The organism is Vibrio sp. 10N.261.52.A1, assembly GCF_002876325.1.
Taxonomy (GTDB): Bacteria; Pseudomonadota; Gammaproteobacteria; order Enterobacterales; family Vibrionaceae; genus Vibrio; species Vibrio chagasii.
In genome coordinates this window covers 1-18,078 of sequence record NZ_MCYD01001114.1, presented here as the reverse complement: position 1 = coordinate 18,078, position 18,078 = coordinate 1, and the positions used below count along the sequence as shown (strand labels likewise).

Annotated in this window: 12 protein-coding genes and 1 pseudogene; 1 reads left to right on the top strand and 12 read right to left on the bottom strand. The window is 45.9% G+C overall.

Going from position 1 to position 18,078, the window contains the following annotated elements; genetic code table 11:
• Positions 1–453 (bottom strand): annotated as a pseudogene (locus BCT81_RS23905) (glucosylceramidase); the annotation flags it as partial.
• 64 nt (positions 454–517) lie between these two features.
• Here BCT81_RS23905 and BCT81_RS23900 point away from each other — a divergent pair.
• Positions 518–1,465 (top strand): aldose 1-epimerase, encoded by a 948-nt coding sequence (locus BCT81_RS23900; RefSeq protein ID WP_102426083.1) that lies wholly within the window; start codon positions 518–520, stop codon positions 1,463–1,465.
• 46 nt (positions 1,466–1,511) lie between these two features.
• On the opposite strand, the gene BCT81_RS23895 is transcribed toward BCT81_RS23900, so the two are convergent.
• The 11 genes from BCT81_RS23895 to BCT81_RS23840 form a co-directional block, all read right to left on the bottom strand.
• Positions 1,512–3,926, bottom strand: a complete 2,415-nt coding sequence (locus BCT81_RS23895) for a glycosyl transferase (protein WP_102426082.1) — start codon at positions 3,924–3,926, stop codon at positions 1,512–1,514.
• Positions 3,927–4,034: 108 nt separating this feature from the next.
• Positions 4,035–5,126, bottom strand: a complete 1,092-nt coding sequence (gene ugpC, locus BCT81_RS23890) for a sn-glycerol-3-phosphate ABC transporter ATP-binding protein UgpC (RefSeq protein WP_008216689.1) — start codon at positions 5,124–5,126, stop codon at positions 4,035–4,037.
• Positions 5,126–6,475, bottom strand: a complete 1,350-nt coding sequence (locus BCT81_RS23885) for a GH1 family beta-glucosidase (RefSeq protein WP_102426081.1) — start codon at positions 6,473–6,475, stop codon at positions 5,126–5,128. Before BCT81_RS23885 ends, ugpC begins: the two co-directional genes overlap by 1 nt.
• 17 nt (positions 6,476–6,492) lie before the next feature.
• Complete coding sequence (locus BCT81_RS23880; RefSeq protein WP_017061568.1) at positions 6,493–7,341, bottom strand: carbohydrate ABC transporter permease; 849 nt, start codon at positions 7,339–7,341, stop codon at positions 6,493–6,495.
• Positions 7,342–7,387: 46 nt separating this feature from the next.
• On the bottom strand, positions 7,388–8,374 hold the full coding sequence (locus BCT81_RS23875; protein WP_017070431.1) for a sugar ABC transporter permease: 987 nt from the start codon (positions 8,372–8,374) through the stop codon (positions 7,388–7,390).
• 67 nt (positions 8,375–8,441) lie between these two features.
• Positions 8,442–9,689 (bottom strand): extracellular solute-binding protein, encoded by a 1,248-nt coding sequence (locus tag BCT81_RS23870; RefSeq protein WP_102426080.1) that lies wholly within the window; start codon positions 9,687–9,689, stop codon positions 8,442–8,444.
• Positions 9,690–9,707: 18 nt separating this feature from the next.
• Complete coding sequence (locus tag BCT81_RS23865) at positions 9,708–10,715, bottom strand: LacI family DNA-binding transcriptional regulator (RefSeq protein WP_004737065.1); 1,008 nt, start codon at positions 10,713–10,715, stop codon at positions 9,708–9,710.
• Positions 10,716–11,161: 446 nt separating this feature from the next.
• Positions 11,162–13,180, bottom strand: coding sequence for a methyl-accepting chemotaxis protein (locus BCT81_RS23860; RefSeq protein ID WP_102426079.1), 2,019 nt, complete (start codon positions 13,178–13,180; stop codon positions 11,162–11,164).
• 200 nt (positions 13,181–13,380) lie between these two features.
• Positions 13,381–14,670, bottom strand: a complete 1,290-nt coding sequence (locus BCT81_RS23855; RefSeq protein ID WP_061032954.1) for a carbohydrate porin — start codon at positions 14,668–14,670, stop codon at positions 13,381–13,383.
• Between the two features lie 373 nt (positions 14,671–15,043).
• A complete protein-coding gene (locus tag BCT81_RS23845) occupies positions 15,044–17,104 on the bottom strand; it encodes a prolyl oligopeptidase family serine peptidase (protein WP_102426078.1) in 2,061 nt (686 codons plus the stop codon).
• 11 nt (positions 17,105–17,115) lie between these two features.
• Complete coding sequence (locus BCT81_RS23840; protein ID WP_102426077.1) at positions 17,116–18,033, bottom strand: LysR family transcriptional regulator; 918 nt, start codon at positions 18,031–18,033, stop codon at positions 17,116–17,118.
• Positions 18,034–18,078: the final 45 nt, after the last annotated feature.

Genomic DNA, 18,078 nt, shown 5'->3' with positions numbered 1-18,078 from the left:
CTTTATAAACTTATCTTTATTTTCTTTATAGAAATTACCATTTTCTAATGCGGCACGAATGAGGTTAATCGCATTCGAAATGTTTTCTTTATCTATCTTCTTTCCATCGAATAGCGCTGGGTAAAAATTCAGATGAACACTAAGCTCTTGCTCGTTAACAACCTGAAGCGCCTCAATGGTCGGCACATCCATCACTGACGCATAAAAATCATTAAAATTAATAACTTGCTCTGAACAGTCGACAAATATTCCTGGAATAAAACTGAAGTTTGGCGTGTTACCATTTGGCGTCAATGTAAAAGTATTACCGATACCACCGATCGCCATGCCTGTATTTTCTGGTGTCGTAGAAATTGGCGTGTACCAAGGTTGAATAAATTCAACTGCGTCGCCCTTTTTACACAAGTGTTCTGAATTTCCTGAATAGCTTGAATATGGAATTTTATTATTCATGTTAAAACCGCCATTGAATATTTTTTTCTTCTTGTTAATATCTTTCAAAAATGGAGACATCAACATGTTTAAAATTATAAATGAAAAATTTGGAAATATTGACTCTGTCACATTAATAAATCAGCAGCATGGTATAGAACTTCAAATAATCAATGGGTTTGGTGCTGTTATAAATAAATACATTGTAAATAACAGTCCATTCTCTTTTATTTGTGGCTATCAGAATTATGATGAACTGATCAACCAGCATCCGTTCTTTTCCCGCAGTGCTAAATTATTTCCTTTTCCAAACCGTTTAAACTTAGGTCGCTACAGTTTCGACAACCAAAACCATCAACTCCCAGCTAACTTCCCTTGGTCTGATCACGCCGTACATGGCTTGCTCTACAACCAACCTTTTTCAATCAAAAACAGCGCAGCCAATGAAAAATCAGCCAGTGTGACGCTGCAATATCAGACATCATCTTTGCACCCTGCTTTCCCGTTCGCTTTTAACCTTGAAGTCACCTTCACTATCGACACAACGGGTAAGCTCTCTTGCTCAACAACTGTCTCTAATTGTGGTGATTTCGCCTTCCCATTCGGTGATGCTTGGCACCCTTATTTCTCGCTCGGCAATGACCTAGAACAGTGTGAATTGACTATGTCGCCTTGCGCTGAGGTCGTACATGAGAACGACCTACCCAATGGTGAAAAACAGGCTTTTGACCGTTTGTCTTTGGATGACTCCCTGACCAGTCAAAGCCTAAACCACTGCTTTGAATTTGATTCTAAGACAACCAACCAACTGACTTTGACACACTCAGATTCATCTGCCGCAATTCATTATCAACAAGATGCGAGCTACCCATTTGTTCAGCTATACACTCCGACAAGTGAGCAAAGTATTGCAATAGAGCCCATGACTTGCCCTGCCGATGCATTCAATAACCAGATTGGCTTATTAACGCTTAGCCCGAACCAGTCTCAAACCTTCACTTGGCAATGCCAAGCCACCTATCAACCAAAATAACCAAACGAAAGAGCAATAAAGGGCGCATAAAGCGCCCTTCTCTTTGTTAACCTAAAACCACTTCTACCGTGTGCTCACCCGATGTAAATACCGGTGCTTTGTTGCCTGAAATCAGGTCACCATTGACCTTCATCTCAACCACGCCCTTACATACGTTATTCGGGTTCGTGACATGAATATGATACGTCGCACCACGGAACTGACGACGGACCTTAAACTCAGGCCACTCAGCCGGAATACAAGGATCCACCAGCAAGCCATCAATTTCAGGTCGAACACCCAGAATCCACTGAGTACCTGCAACGTATGTCCAAGATGACGTACCCGACAGCCATGCGTTACGACCTAGACCGAACTGTTTATGTTCATCACCCAAGATGTTTTGCGGGTAGCAGTATGGCTCCGATTCGAAAGTATCAATGTCGTCGTTCTTCGAAGCCGGGTTAATTTGACGGTAGTACTCGTAAGCACGCTCGCCATTGCCCATTTTCGCTTCTGCGATCATCACCCATGGGTTTGAATGCAGGAAGATGCCTCCGTTCTCTTTCGCACCCGGTGGATATGTCGAAACGCCACCAAGTTGTGGATCAAAGCCGTTGTAACCAGGAGTTGAAAGCTTGATACCATTGGTCGTGTTCAGCTTGTTGTAAACCGAATCTAGCGCTTGTGTAGCACGCTCTTGCGTCGCAAAACCAGAGATCACAGGCCAACTTTGACCGTTAGTGTAGATCTGTCCCTGTTCATTCTTATGAGAGCCAATCGGCATGCCTTGCTCATCAAAGTAACGCACAAACCATTCGCCATCCCAACCGCACTCATTCACTGTGCTCTGCATTTGTTGGTATTGCTCTTTGAACTGAGCTGTTAGTTCTTCCTCACCGCGTAGCTCACAAAGGTCCAACATATCAAGCAGGGCTTTACCGTACATATTAGCTACCATCATAGACTCTGCACCTGTTGGCAGGTTCACCGTGTCATTCCAGTCTGCAAAACCTAATAACGGTAGGCCGTGCTCACCGGTATTGGTGTAGGTAAACTCGATCGCGCGGCACAAGTGATCCCAAACGGTGCCGGTTTCCACAGGATTACCCGCTTTGTCTTTTTGATAGAACGGAATCACTTTGTTCAAGAAGTCAGCGTTGCCCGTCTCTTTCACATATTGAGTAACTGCGTAGATGATCCACAGATGATCGTCACCGTAGTAATCCGGGCGATCTTCTTCTTCACGTGAGTCACCAGCGTTCGCTTCCATGGTCGATGGGAAGAACTGGTGCATCGCAGAACCATTGGTGTTTTGCACAGACAGTAGACGCTCAATGAACTCACGCGCCTCTTCTGGCATATGAGTAATAACGCCCAATGTATCTTGTGAAGAATCACGGAAACCGATGCCGCGTGCGCCATAGCCAAGCTGATATAGAGACAGGTAACGAGACCAGTTTTTGGTCGTGTGGCATTGACGTGGGTTGTGTACGTTAAGCATCGAGTTCATAGCTGGATCTGGCGTTTCAACCTGAACCGCTTGTAGGTAAGAATCCCAGTGCTCAGCCAGTTCAGCGAATGCCGAATCAACCACTTGGTGGTCACGGTATTTAGCCAGTAAAGGTTGCGCTGCATCTAGGCTCTGTTCTTGCGCAATTTGTACAATCGTACGTTCAGTCTGCTCTGGAGATAACCAACCTAAACGCAGGTTCAGCGCACCGATGTTGTCACCACGCAGACACTCGGTATTACCAAGCTCGTCGTTTTCTAACGCTTGTGGTGCAGCCCATGTACCGTAACCAAACTGACCAAGGAATGATTGGCGATCACCGTCAAAAGACGTCGCAGGGCGATCCGCTGTCATCAGGTTTACTGCATAGTCACGCTTCATGAATGCATACTGCTCAAGCACGGTGTGACCCGACTCTTGCTGGTGTGCTTTCAGTGTCATGGTTTGTGGAACCCAATCCGCATTCAATAGTTGCTTAAGTGCATCGAAGTGAGTGAATTCGTATACAGGCACAACATCAACGTGCAGCGCTTTCTCTGAAATGTTGGTGACTTTGATGTCTTGTAGTAGAACTTGGTCTGCTTTTGGCACGAAGAAGGTCGCTTCACAACGCACACCAAACGCTTCTGCAATGATGGTGGTGTAAGACAAACCCGTGTGGTTTTCAAACTTATCAAGCGGCTTCAGAGTCGGAGTGTAGAAAGGCGAGAAAATTTCTACGTTGCCCGCCTCATCACGCACCTTGAGGTACATGGTCGAACCTTTGAAATCTGAGTTTGGCAGCTGAGCGATGTACTTGGTAATACGGTTCAGTGCCGGGTCGCCCTTACACAACAACACGCCACCGTTGCTATCAACAATGCCACCGAAATCTAATGTGCCTACATAATTACACCATTTGATTGGTGTGCACGGAGTGGTTGCTACGTATTCTTTGTTTTTATCGTCAAAATATCCGAATTTCATCATCACTATCCCTAGCCCCTCCCAAATCAGGAGGAGCCAAAACAATTTGTCGTAAGTAGGTTGGTATCAGCTCGTTGGCTGACTTAAGTTGACCGGCTAGCTCGTAATTGACTAGCTCGCTAGCGAGTTCTCGCTCAGTGCGTCAAACAGGTGGAAAGCATCCAAATCTAAGTAAAGTGTCAGTTCTTTCACATCCACTTCAGCAGCTTGGGTCTCAACCATCAGCGGTTGACCGCCGATTTCTGTTTTCAGAAGAATGCTCGCGCCTAGCAATTCCTTGTCTTTGATTTTCACAGGGAATGGCAGTACGCGATCGTGATCCACTTGCTCAGCACGCAGGTGGATGTCTGTTGGACGAACACCAAAGTGAAGCGCTAGGTTTTTAGATGCTAGAGACTTAAAGCGCTCTGGCAGTGGGATATGAACATCGCCAAGTTCAACGAAGTATTCGCCTTCTTTTTCAATCAGCTTAGCTTCCAACATGTTCATTGACGGGTTACCAATGAATTGCGCGACAAACTTGTTAGCTGGGCGTTGGAACACCTCAGTTGGTGTACCCACTTGAGCAACATAACCATCTTTCAGAATCACGATGCGGTCTGCTAGTGTCATCGCTTCGATCTGGTCGTGTGTAACGTAGATCGTGGTTGTTTTCAGCTCGCGGTGTAGATGTTTGATCTCTTCACGCATCACGCCACGAAGTTTTGCATCTAGGTTAGATAGCGGCTCATCAAACAGGAACACTTTCGGAGTACGAACCATCGCGCGGCCCATAGCTACACGCTGACGCTGACCACCAGAAAGCTCTTTTGGCTTACGGTTTAGTAACGGGTCAAGCTCTAGCATTTTCGCCGCTTTTAGGACTTCTACGTCGATTTCTGCTTTCGGCATGCCTTTCAGTTTTAGTGCAAAGGCGATGTTCTCGTAGACCGTCATGTGTGGGTACAGTGCATAGCTTTGGAATACCATCGCCAAGTCACGGTCTTTAGCATCGACCTTGTTCATCACTTTGCCACCAACCACGATGTCGCCTGAGCTGATGCTCTCTAGGCCTGCAAGCATTCGAAGTGTGGTCGATTTACCACAGCCAGATGGGCCAAGGAAAACCACGAATTCACCGTCTTCAACCGTAAAATCAAACTCTTTAACCACTTCAACATCACCGAATGATTTCTTGATGTTTTTGAATTCTACTTTAGCCATTATCTGTTCTCCTCAGCGCGCTCTTGAAGCATGTTTCGGTACGCAATTGCGCTCTGTTTCAGTGTTCTTTCTTGAGTGGTGTAATCAACATGGACGATGCCAAAGCGTTGGCAGTATCCGAATGCCCACTCAAAGTTATCCATTAGACTCCACGCAAAGTAGCCATCAACTTTCACACCTGCTTCAACGGCGTTGTGAACCGCTTCGATGTGGCCTTGGAAGTAACGAACACGTTGGTCATCCATCACTTGTCCGTTAACACGCTCGTCGTTACCTGCGGCGCCATTCTCAGTAATGTAGATAGGCGGCATGTTTTCGTAACGAGCATCCAGTCTTACCAATAAATCGGTTAAACCTTGTGGGTTGATTTCCCAGCCGATGTAAGTGTGTTCTGCGTCAGTCTGTTTTACTGATTCAATGTCGCCATTCTCATTGAAGCGAGCGACATTGCGTGTGTAGTAGTTGATACCAATGTAATCAACCGGTGCGCTGATGATGTCTAGATCGCCTTCTAAAATCATCGGCATGTTCATCGCTTGACGGTCTACGACTGGCTGTGGGTATTCACCTTTCAGCACAGGGTCGATGAACCAGTGGTAGTTCTCGGCTTCACAGTAGTCTGCAGCGCCTTGGTCTTGTGATGTCAGTGGGTAAGCCGGAGTCGCGTTAAATACCACGCCATGCTTAGCATGAGGCGCGTTCTTACGAAGAATCGGCATCGCCAAACCATGGCCTAGCATTAAATGGTGAGAAGCTAAGAAGCCTTCTTTTTCACCCTTGATGCCCGGTGCATGCTCGCCCCAACGGTAGCCTAAGAACGCAGATACAAACGGTTCGTTCAATGTGGTGTAAACATCAATTTTATTGCCAAAGTAGTTACTCACCACTTCTGCATATTCTGCAAACTTGTAAGACGTTTCACGGTTTAACCAACCGCCTTTGTCTTCAAGGTATTGCGGTAGATCCCAGTGATAAAGTGTCACGAACACCTTCATTCCACGAGCATGACATTCATCGATGATCTGCTCGTAAAACTCTAGACCTTGCTGATTCACTACACCGTCTTGCGGCAAGATACGTGGCCATGCAATTGACAGGCGGTAAGCATCAACACCTAAGCCTTGAATCATCTCAATATCTTGTTGCCACAAGTGGTAGTGGTCGCACGCCACATCACCACTGTCGCCGTTATCTACCTTACCTGGTGTCTTACAAAACGTGTCCCAGATAGACGGTGTACGACCGCCCTCTTCAACGCCGCCTTCAATTTGGTATGAAGATGTCGCGACACCGAATACAAATTCCTTACTGCGTAACTTTGAATCACTTGGAAGTTGAAATTTATTCATTGTTATAACCCTTAAACCTAACCTTTAACTGCGCCGGACGTTAAACCACTGATCATCTGTTTCGATGCGAACAGGTATGTAATCACGAGTGGTAAAATAGAAATTGTGGTGCCTAGCATTACCGCGCCCCATGGCGTATTCGGAATACCTTGAACACTTCGTAGTGCTTGTGTGATGACGTAATTGTCAGGGTTGTTCAGCACCACAAGAGGCTGCATAAACATGTTCCAGAAGAAGACGAACTGCACGATAGCGAGTGTTGCGAGTGCTGGTTTCATCAGTGGCAGTACCACACTCCAGTACGTTCTGAATTCACCTGCGCCATCCAGTTTCGCTGCTTCTAATAGCTCTTTAGGAATCGATGCAATCACGTGCTGACGCATCAAGAAGATACCAAATGGCGTGGTTGTGAACGGTAGCCATACCGCCATGTGGTTATCCAACAAGCCTAAGAATTTCACGATCATGAAGTAAGGGATCAAGCTAAGCACTGGCGGAATCGCCATTGAGCCAACCAGCATGCCGAACAACACGTTCTTACCGCGGAACTTAAACACAGCAAACGCGTAGCCACCCATGCTACAAAACAGCAGCGAGATGGTTGTGCCTAAGAAAGCCACGTAAATCGAGTTAAACATCGCTTTCCAAAACGGCATGATTTCCAGCAGTTTTGCGTAGTTCACCATTAGGCTGTCGCCAATCGCAAAGCTGATGCCCGAGCCGAAGATCTCCGAACGGTCACGTGTTGAAAGCAGTGCTGACCACACAAACGGGAACACCGTAATGATTGCGGAAACAATCAGTAATATGCCGAGCATGACCATCAAGATCTTAGTCATGATGTACATGGTGCGTTCGCTTGGCATTAGGCCACTTAGTGGTGAGGTATTTGTCTTAATTGATGTCGACATCTTAATGTTCCCCTAAGCCTTTCTTACCGAAGAATAAAAATTGAACCAAAGTACAAGACGCGATCAGTGCAAACAGAAGCCATGAAATTGCTGACGCTGTGCCCATTTCTAACCATTCCCAACCCACTTTGTAGAGGTACATAGAGATAGTTAAACCAGATTGACCCGTACCACCTGTACCACGCGTTAGAACGAACGGTTCTTCAAACATTTGCAGGTTACCGATGATGGTCATGGTGATTGCAAAGAAGATGAATGGACGAATCATTGGTAGTGAGATGTTCCAGAAGCGGCGGAAGGCATTCGCACCATCCATACGAGCAGCTTCTAAAATATCTTTAGGAATCGTCATTAAACCAGTGGTGTAAAGGACGATGTTAAAACCGGTGTATTTCCAGAAAACCATGATCGCGATAGACGGCTTCACCATAGTGGCATCATCTAACCAGCGGATTGGTTGAAAATCATTAACCCAAGCAAATGCCCAACCAAACAGCGTGCTATCGGCCAATGCCATTAACGTTTGGTTGATAATTCCTGAGTTAGGAGAGTACATGTTGAAGAAAATCAGTGACGCTGCGACCGTTGATGTGATGAACGGTAGGAAGTACGCCGATGTTAGCCAGTGACGCATACGGTCACCCATTGAAACCAACATGTAAGCCACTGGAATAGCGACTAAGTGCTGAGCAACACCCGATGTGATTGCTAGCCACAATGTGTTCTTTAATGAACGCCATAGCCATGGGTCAGTCAAGGCAATGTGATAGTTCTCAAAACCAACGAACTCCATTGCATCCATGCCCTGTACTGGGTTCCATTCGTGGAAAGACAGATAAACAGAGAACAACAGCGGGAAGATCCCAAATACAGAAAAAATGATCAGAAACGGCAGAAGGAATCCATACGGTGTAAGCGCTTTCAAATTCAGGCGAGAAAAAAGGCTTTTGTCCGCAGGTTCTATCGTTGTGCTCGCTGTATGATTCATAGTAACGACCTCTTAAAAAAGGAAGCGCGTTATCCACGCTTCCTCACTTACTCAAAGTAATAACAAATTAAAGATTACGCGTACGACGCTTGATTAGACGCTCTGCCTCTTTCAATGCAGTCTCGATGTCCTTACCTTCATCAAGCACTTCCATCAATGCGTTCTCTAAAATTATAGAGCGTGCTACGTGGTCGCCTTGAGCTGGAGATACTGGCTTGATGTTCTGTGCCACTTCTGCAAATAGAAGACGTGCTTTCTGACCACCTAGGAACTCCATCTCTTCTTGGAACAACTCATCGTCATACGTCGTTACGTTCGCAGGGAAAGCCGCAATCGTTTCGAAGTGCTTAAGTTGAACTTCACGGTCCGTCGTCATGTACTCGATAAGCGCCCATGCTTCGTCTGGGTTTTCAGATTGCGTTGGGATAGATAGGAATGAACCACCCCAGCTGCCGTAGATACCATCAGGAAGGTTTTCTACTGCCCACTTACCTTTGGTTTCGGGAGCGATCCAGTTGTTTAGGTGACCAAGTAGCCAAGCGCCAGAAAGTTGAGTTGCAAATGTGCCGTTGCGGAAGCCTTCGTACCATTCATTAGACCAAGCCAGAATGCGGCCGTCTAAGCCTTTGTCGCGAATCTCTTTTGCTACTTCAAACGCGTGAACAAAGCGCTCTGATGTCACAACTGGGTTGCCATCTTTATCGAAGTAAAGACCTTCGCCTTCAGGAACTGTAGTAAAGATGATTGCTTGTGCTACGTCGGCTGCTGAAGCGATAAGTTGTACGTTTTGCTCTTTTAGTTTCTCACCAGCTGCGATGTATGAATCCCAATCTTTGATTGCGTCTTCTACATTGATGCCCGCTTTTTCAAATACGTCGGTGCGGTAGTACATAACACCAGGACCAAGGTCGACAGGAATACCGTACATGTCGCCATCAGCACCTTTACCTTGCGCCCATGCATATGGTGCGAATCGCTCTTGGTACTTATCAGCACCATAGTTTTCAGACAGGTTAACTAGGCCGCCAGAACCAACGAATGGACCGATTTTCTCAACGTCCACAACAATCACGTCACCCGCACCTGAGCCCGTTGCTAGGTTAGTGGTTAGTTTCGTGTGGTGGTCACCGTGATTGTTCATAAGGTAATCCACTTTGATCCCTGTTTCCTTTTCGAAATCAGGCAGTAATACCTTCAGGCTGCTATCGAAATCTGGGAAGCCGTCGAAACGAATCTCTTTGTCAGCAGCATTTACCGCTGTTGCACCTAGTCCTAAAGCAACCGCGCATGAAAGCGCTAAGGTCTTAAATTTCATGTTCTATCCTTAATGTTTTTATAGGGTAACCAGTAAATCCGATACCGAGTTTCTAGTGACCAACGTCGGCAGCAATTTAAAGTTCACGTCATGTTTAATTTTCTTTAGCTTTTGCAGAGTGAGCTGCACTGCTTCAATGCTCATCTCTTCAATGGGGAAATTTATGGTGGTCAAACTAGGGGTCAGATAGCGCGCGAAGATGGTGTTATCGAAACCCACAAGCGAGATGTCTTTCGGAACCGACAATCCCTCGTTGTGTAAGACTTCGAAAGCGCCAAATGCCATGTGATCGTTTGAAGCAAATACCGCTGTGAAGTGGCACTTACGGTTGATCAACTTCTTCATAGCACTGATGCCGGTCTCTTCAGTAAATCCCGCCTCAGAGACCAAGGCCTCATCATATGGCACACCGGCTTCTTCCAGTGCCTTGCGATACCCCTGCAAACGCCCCCTAGCGTCTGCTTTATCTAAAGGCCCGGTAATACACGCGATATCTGTATGTCCCTTTTGCAAGAGATATTGAGTAGCGAGTAGCCCCCCGACTTCGTTATCAATATCAATACAACTCATCGCCATTTCTGGGATGAAGCGGTTAATCAAAACCACAGGGGTCCCCTGTTCTTCCAATTCAATTAAATAATCATCACTGAGCAGTTGAGTATGAAGAATCAAAGCATCCACACGACGCCCCAACAGAAACTCCACAGACTCGCGCTGCCCTTGTTCGGTATTCGAACCCGCTGTAACCACAGCGTGGTAACCGAAGCGGCGTAGGTTTTCCTCTATGCAATGCAAGATGCCTGAATAGAAAGATCCGCCCAGTTCTGGAACAACAACACCCACACTTCCGGTACGACTTGAAGCTAAAGCCTGAGCGATAGAGTTCGGGCGATAACCCAACTCTTTGATCGCCTTTTCAACCTTTAGCTTCTTATCGTGGCTCACTCTACTGGTGCCGTTAATCACTCTAGACACTGTCGCTTGAGACACACCTGCGTGCTCTGATACGTGTTTAATTGTTGCCACTCGAACCTCGATACTTCATTAGCTTGTAACCGCTTACAAAACGATTATTAAGAAATTACGTTTTAGTTGAAGTGAGTGTCATCACACTAAACTTGGAGGTAAGAAGGCTGGATTTGGAAATCTTGAAAGCGCTTACAGATTCACTTCACGCCATGAAACTGTTTCATGAGATTCTTACTCACCCAATCAAAACGATGCCTGGTTACTTGCTGCCAGGGTGAAAGTAAGAACGCTTAAACTCCGGTTCTCAAAAGCACTATTCAGAGGTGAACCCGCAGCAGACGGTAATATACGGGGCTAAATTGACCCTATTATTTGAGTGGCTATGCTAAATTGTATGGGAACATTTCATAGGTACTTCGAATTCGCTTTGCAGAACCCGAAACTTGAAACAACAACGCCCAGCAAAGGCTGGGCGTGAAACAGTAGAGAGCTTAGAGTCGCCTCTAAACCTTGTTTTCTGATTGCTCGGCGAGCTTAAACTCTTGAGTTAGTGAGAATTGCTGCTGCGACATGGTTTCAAGCTGTTGACCATGAGAAAACAAAACCTGAGATCGTTGTGAGTTATCTTCAGCCAAGGTGTGTATCTGACTGATGTTTTGTGTAACTTGAGAGGCAACCACTTGATGCTCGGTAGTCGCTGTCGCAATCTGGTGACTTCTTTGCTCTACCTCGTTTAACAGAGTGGACACCTTTGATATTGAGCCATTCACCTCATAGGTTTGTTCAACACATTGAACCATCCCCGCTACGCATTGGTTGATTTGCTCAACCGCAAGCTTAGAACTGGTTTGCAACTGCTCTATCTTGTTGTGTATCTCTTGCGTTGAAGCGTTCGTTTTTGCCGCCAACACACGCACCTCATCAGCTACCACAGAAAAGCCTCGCCCCTGTTCGCCCGCTCGCGCCGCTTCAATGGCTGCATTCAATGCCAACAAATTGGTTTGCTCGGATATCCCAGATATCACGTCCAGAATCGAGCCAATACTGGCACTATCACTTTCAAGCTGGTCGATGGTCGCTGTTGATTCTGCTAACTTACGCTCTAAACTGCCCATCAACTCGACGCTTTTGTCCATCGTCTGTTGGCCATGATTGGAACTCGACACAGCTTCGGTCACCAAGGTTAACGTTTGATTAGCCGCTTGAGTTATTTCGGTCACCGAGCACTCGATCTGCTCCATAGCTGTTGCCACCATCACGGTCTGACTGGTTTGGTCGTGCATAGCCTCACTCAAAGAGCGGCTAGTGCTTTGGTTCTCCAAAGATGCTTCTTTTAAGCACGTTGACGATTGGCGCATGTTCTCAATCATTTCAGTAAGATGACTGATAACCAAATTCACTTTTTCGCTAACTAAACCAAACTCATTATTCGCTTGATATCGCACCATTTTGCTCAAATCCTTGTTCGCAACTTGGTCCAATGCGCCTTGCAGAAGCTTGCTTGGTTTACGAATCCCTTTGGCGATATTCAATCCAATCAAAAGAGCAATAACTACAGAAGTAAGAGTAATCACGCCTTGTATCCAAAGGGCTTGCTGTGAAGAATCCGTCGATTCGTGATACAAGCGCGTTGCGGTATCTTCTGCATATAGAGAAAGCTCATCAAAATGACTCAACTGTGCATCAATCAGCTGTTCAATTTCCTGATTTTGGAGAGAAATAGATTCATCAAGTTTCACGGTTGCTTTATGAGTAGATACCGAGCCGCTAGATGAAAATGCGTGTGAAGCGAGCAGTGATAAAGACTGTTGACTGCGACGTAGTAAAGATGAGTCCAGATTATCTAAGTCGGTTACCGCTTGTTCGAATCGCTCTTTGCGACTTTGTAGGCGTCGCTCTACCCCGCGAACTTCTGATGACGTTTGTAATGAGAATGCCTCATTAGCCTCTGCCGCAATCAGGCTTAGTTGCACCAACAGAGCTTCGACCGCCTTCTGTATTTGATCTGATTTCGCGCTCGCCAGTTGATTGACCAAGATGTTATTAAGCTGTCCCACCACAGACTGAAATTGCGCTTGCCCCATCGCACCAAGATCTTTGCTATCCAGATAAGCAACGTAAAGTTCGAGTACTCCTTCTATCTTTTCGATCGTCGATCTACCCGTTTCATCAATGTTGCTAAGCAGGATTTCCATATGTGAACCAGCGACACTTTTACCTTCAAACCAACTCAACTGCTGCTGATATTGCTCAATGTTATTCAATACGGTCAGTTTCAGTGGTTCGAGTTCATCTATGTAATTGGCGGATAAATACGGCGTGATGCTGCGATTAATGTCCAGAAACCGAATGGTCAAGGTGGAAGATTGAAGCATAAGTGGCGTAGCTTGCTGGGTGATGTTTTCGATTCGAGTGGTGATGTCTTTATTGCTACTGATGCTTAACCATGCGGAACCTAGCATGATCACAATCAGTACGAAGAAACCTAAATAAACTCGAGACACGATGGAAGAAAGTCTCATAGTAAATCCCTGATCTAGTGGCGAAAAAAAGGGCACAAAAATGTGCCCAAGAATGGAGTTAATTGAAACGTGCCCTAATCAATCTGCCTTTAGGGCTAAAATGGACAGTATTTACGTACTATTGAAAAGCATGGATATTCGAAAGCATGGCTCTTTGAAAATATGCCGAATTCAAAGAGCCGCTCTTTCTATATCGGTGATTACCACCAAGCTTCAAACATTGCGCCGAACGACAATGTGTCAACATTCGTTGTCTTCACTGTGTTGCCTTTGGTTTCTACATCACCCACGGTTGTGTAGAAACGAAGCATTGGACGGCTCCAAGGTAAGCCACCTAGAGAAACGTTTTGAGAAAGCGTTACTTTCCATGCGTTCTCTTCACCGTCGTCATCGTAATCAACCATGCCGTAGCCCGCTTCTAACCATGTAGAATGAACATCATCCCATTGGTACTGTGGACGAACGATACCTGCGTATTCTGTGTTCTCGCGGTCTAGATCTGAACCAGAGTTGTCTTTGTACGACACTAAGTAATCGATGATGAAGTTATCTGTTGCTGCGTAGCTACCTTCAACACTTGCGTACAAAGTTTGGTAGTCACCTTTTAGGTCAAACACTGATGAATCCGCACCGTCACCATACTTAACAACCAACTTGTTAGACTCACCCAAGCCTAAGGTTGCACCTACCAGGTATGCCGTTTCGTCACTGACTTTTGGAGCACCCGCTACGTCAGAGTCTGCTTCATCTGAAGCAAAACCATAGTTCGCATATAGGTCTAGTTGGCCGATACCCGCATTAATAGAGTGCAACTTAGAAGTAATTGCGTATCGACCGTTGTCGTTCACTAGGCCGCCTTTCACTTGGCCTACGAAGCCCATGTCTAGCTTGGCACCGCCGAAATCTAGGTTGTTAAAACCAGCACCTTGACCATCGTGTGTCATCCAGAAGTAATCGTTCAAACCTTGTTGCGGACGTTGATGGAAGTCACGACCAGCCCACATGTAAAGCTCAGGCTGACTTTCAAAGACGTTGGTTACACCAGCGTACATTTTTTTCATGCTTAGGCCGCCGTCATCAGCCCATGCGTCAGCTTCCCAGTGGTCAGCCATGAATACGATGTCCCAGATAGCGCCGTTGTCTGCCTGGAAAAGCTTAGCTAACTGAACTTCACCGCCGTTGGCTTCGTTACCTAAACGACCAACAGAGCGACCTGTTGTACCAATGTCTACGTAACGCTCATCACCACTTTTGTAGTGAGCGCCGTAACGAGCATAACCAGAGAAGACGATACCGTCTGGTACATTGGTTTCTGCAGTCAGAACCGCTTGTTGTTGATCATCAACATACTTGATATCACCAACTTGAGATTCCAGCTCTTGGATTCGTTGTTCCAGAGCGGCAAGATCCGTTTCTGCAGCAAAAGAAGAGATTGAAGCAAGCGAAGCCGCCACTGCGACCGTTATTGGCAAAAGCTTAAATTTTTGCATTGTAATTCCCTATTATTTTTTTGAGTTTTCATCGAACAGGGAAATATTAAGCAATGAAAGCGTTGAAAAGTTAGCCGCTGTTCACATTGATAAATTAGCTTGAGAACCATGAAACTTTTAGAAAAGTCACACCCAAAACTATTAATTTAATATCAAAAACTTAGGACGGGAAACACGTGAAATATCAGCTTGAAATCGCTTTCATTTCATCAATAATGGCGGGGTCTATCACGGAAAAGTGTATGTAAACATGAAGGAAATATGGTGCAGTTTTGATAAGTTTTCATATATATGAAAAGCCTCAAAATCTAAGGTCGACTTTGAGGCTATTTGGTCTGAGTCAAACACCCAATTATCTAGAATCAAGCATTATCTAAAACGAATCTAGAGATTCAACACCCATATTAAACAGCGTAAACGCATAGATATCGGCAGTGAGATCGATCGCTTTACTCAGTGGCATTCCGGCGCCATGGCCCGCATTTACGTCGATACGAATCATCACAGGCGCACCACCTTCATGCTTATCTTGCAGCTCTGCGATAAACTTATAAGAGTGTGCTGGCACCACGCGGTCATCATGATCCGCTGTCGTAACCAAAGTTGCTGGGTAGTCGACACCGCGCACAACGTTATGAACCGGAGAGTAACCAAGCAGGTATTCAAACATCTCTTTGCTTTGCGCGGAGGTACCATAGTCATACGCCCAGCCTTCGCCAGACGTAAAGGTATGGTAACGCAGCATGTCTAGCACCCCAACAGCAGGTAGAGCCACTTGGAAAAGCTCCGGCCTCTGTGTCATACACGTACCCACCAGCAACCCACCGTTAGAGCCGCCACGAATCGCCAACTTGTCACTACTGGTATAGTTCTCGGCGATTAAGAACTCCGCAGCAGTAATGAAGTCATCAAACACATTCTGCTTTTGCTGCTGAGTACCCGCTTTATGCCACGCCTTACCGTACTCACCGCCGCCTCTCAGGTTGGGAACTGCGTACACGCCACCCAATTCTAACCAACTGCCCACCGTCCCCGAGAAAGAAGGCGTTAGGCTGACATTAAAGCCGCCATAGGCGTACAACATGGTTGGGTTATTACCGTCCAGTTTTAGTCCCTTCTTATAAGAGATAAGCATCGGAACCTGAGTGCCATCTTTTGAGGTATAAAAGACCTGTTTAGACTCAAACTTATCCGATTCAAACGGTGACTCAGAGCGCTGATAAACTTCTGAACTGCCCGACTCAATATCAAAAGAGAAAATGGTTGGCGGCGTAACATAGTTGGTAAAGGTGTAATAAAGCTGAGTTTGCTCTTTCTTACCACCTAAGCCACTGGCCGTTCCCAGCCCAGGTAAATGGATTTCACGAACTAGGTTACCTTGGTAATCCAGCTGCTCAATTTTCGACACCACATCCACCATGTAATGAGCAAACAAGTACCCTCCACCAGTACTGATGTCTAACGGCTGTGGCTTTTCTGAGATAATATCTCTCCACTTCTCAGTACGTGTGTCAAAACTCACGACCTTGCCATTCGGTGCATCGAGATTGGTGTACAGAATGAAGGTCTCATCTTGGTTATCGATGAGATACGTGTCGCTATCCACATGATCAATCAGCGTGTTCAACGATTGGCCTTGTGAATTTAAATCGATATAAAACAGTCGGTTACCCGACGTAGATTCTTTCCCAAGAATAATTATGTAGCGATCATCTTCAGTAGTGTAGCCGGACACATAGCGGTGTTGCTCATCGTTGCTTTCGCCAAAGATCACCTTGTCGCTAGCTTGCTCTGTGCCCAACTCATGGAAGTACAATTTGTGTTGCTCAGTGCGAGCCGAGAGTTCACTACCATCAGGCTTATCATAACTGGAGTAGTAAAATCCGCGATTGCCTAACCAAGAGATGCCGGTAAATTTGGCGTCAGTGATTTCTGTTTCGAGCTGCTGCTTAGTCTCAGTTTCAATCACGAAGATCTTACGCCAATCACTGCCCCCCTCAGAAATACTGTACGCCACTAAGCTATAGTCTTTCGAAAACGATACCGAGCCCAGAGATGTCGTGCCATCTTCCGAGAAAGTGTTCGGGTCTAGGAATACTTCAACCGGCTGCCCCTCTCTCTGACGATAGAGAATGCTGTGGTTCTGCAAGCCATCATTCTTATAGAAATAGGTGTAGTCACCTCGGACAAACGGCTGCGAGCTCTTTTTGTAGTCTTGCGCTTTTGCCAGTCGCGCTCGCAGTTCCGCGCGATACGGAATTTGAGCAAGGTAATCAAACGTGACTGCATTCTGGTTCGCTACCCACTCTGCAGTTTGGTCACTTCTGTCATCTTCTAACCAGCGATATGGGTCTTCGATTATCTGACCAAAATAGTCATCGCTGACGATCTGCTTATTGGTGATTGGATATTGATACTCTTTTAAATAGCTCATCGTGATCCTTATTAAAAATAGTGAGAAATCGTCAGATAACGAGTTCTGATGTGTTCAATCAATAACTTAATCTTGTTGGGCGGCTGGCGCGTAAAAGGGTACACCGCATAAATACCGAGCTTCTTACCCACTAAGTCAGGGAAGATATCCACCAGCTGACCGTTACGAATATCGTGATAAACCAGACAACGCGGCACGTACGCAACGCCATGTCCACCCAGCGCAGCTTTTCTTAATGCAGTCGCGTTGTCTGTCGAGAAAGAGCCCGAAACACGCACGATATATTTGTCGTTGTCTGTACAACCGTCTTTGCTATACAGAAACTGCCACTCACTCGCCCCTGTGGTTTGATAGGCGTATTGCAAGCAGTTGTGCTCCACTAAGTCTTTGGGCTGCATCGGTTTACCGTTCTTGGCGATATAAGAGGGCGAGGCACACACCACCCATTGAGAATCCAATATGTGTCGTGCAATTAAGCTGGAGTCTTCTAGGTAACCGGTACGAATCACCAAGTCCAAACCATCTTCTACTAAGTCAACAAAGCGATTGTCCAGTGACATATCGACTGTTAAACCTGGATGCATATTACAAAACTCAGCAACGGCGTCTGCCAGAATCAAATCTCCAGAGATAGTAGGCACTGACATTTTGATATGACCGCTGACATTTTCACCAAAGCCTGAAACTGCGTCCATAGCCTCTTGAGTCGCCTGCTTCACATTTTTGGCTCCGTGCAAAATTGCCTTGCCCGCCTCAGTCAGGGTCAATTTACGCGTCGTTCGATATAATAATTGCACGCCAATTTCTTCCTCTAGGCGTGCAATTCTTTTACTAACTACCGAATTTGTAAGGTTATTTTGCTCTGCCACCTTACTGAAACTGCCCAGTTCTACTACCTGTGAAAACAGGATCAAATCATCTGCTCGCATCTGATTATGCCAATTTTGGAATTAATTATTTTCATTATTTCCCTA

What these genes read in the sequence shown, in the direction of transcription:
- BCT81_RS23900 (WP_102426083.1), top strand. Translation starts at nt 518, where the DNA reads ATGTTTAAAATTATAAATGAAAAATTTGGAAATATTGACTCTGTCACA.
- BCT81_RS23895 (WP_102426082.1), bottom strand. Translation starts at nt 3,926, where the DNA reads ATGATGAAATTCGGATATTTTGACGATAAAAACAAAGAATACGTAGCA.
- ugpC (WP_008216689.1), bottom strand. Translation starts at nt 5,126, where the DNA reads ATGGCTAAAGTAGAATTCAAAAACATCAAGAAATCATTCGGTGATGTT.
- BCT81_RS23885 (WP_102426081.1), bottom strand. Translation starts at nt 6,475, where the DNA reads ATGAATAAATTTCAACTTCCAAGTGATTCAAAGTTACGCAGTAAGGAA.
- BCT81_RS23880 (WP_017061568.1), bottom strand. Translation starts at nt 7,341, where the DNA reads ATGCCAAGCGAACGCACCATGTACATCATGACTAAGATCTTGATGGTC.
- BCT81_RS23875 (WP_017070431.1), bottom strand. Translation starts at nt 8,374, where the DNA reads ATGAATCATACAGCGAGCACAACGATAGAACCTGCGGACAAAAGCCTT.
- BCT81_RS23870 (WP_102426080.1), bottom strand. Translation starts at nt 9,689, where the DNA reads ATGAAATTTAAGACCTTAGCGCTTTCATGCGCGGTTGCTTTAGGACTA.
- BCT81_RS23860 (WP_102426079.1), bottom strand. Translation starts at nt 13,180, where the DNA reads ATGAGACTTTCTTCCATCGTGTCTCGAGTTTATTTAGGTTTCTTCGTA.
- BCT81_RS23855 (WP_061032954.1), bottom strand. Translation starts at nt 14,670, where the DNA reads ATGCAAAAATTTAAGCTTTTGCCAATAACGGTCGCAGTGGCGGCTTCG.
- BCT81_RS23845 (WP_102426078.1), bottom strand. Translation starts at nt 17,104, where the DNA reads ATGAGCTATTTAAAAGAGTATCAATATCCAATCACCAATAAGCAGATC.
- BCT81_RS23840 (WP_102426077.1), bottom strand. Translation starts at nt 18,033, where the DNA reads ATGCGAGCAGATGATTTGATCCTGTTTTCACAGGTAGTAGAACTGGGC.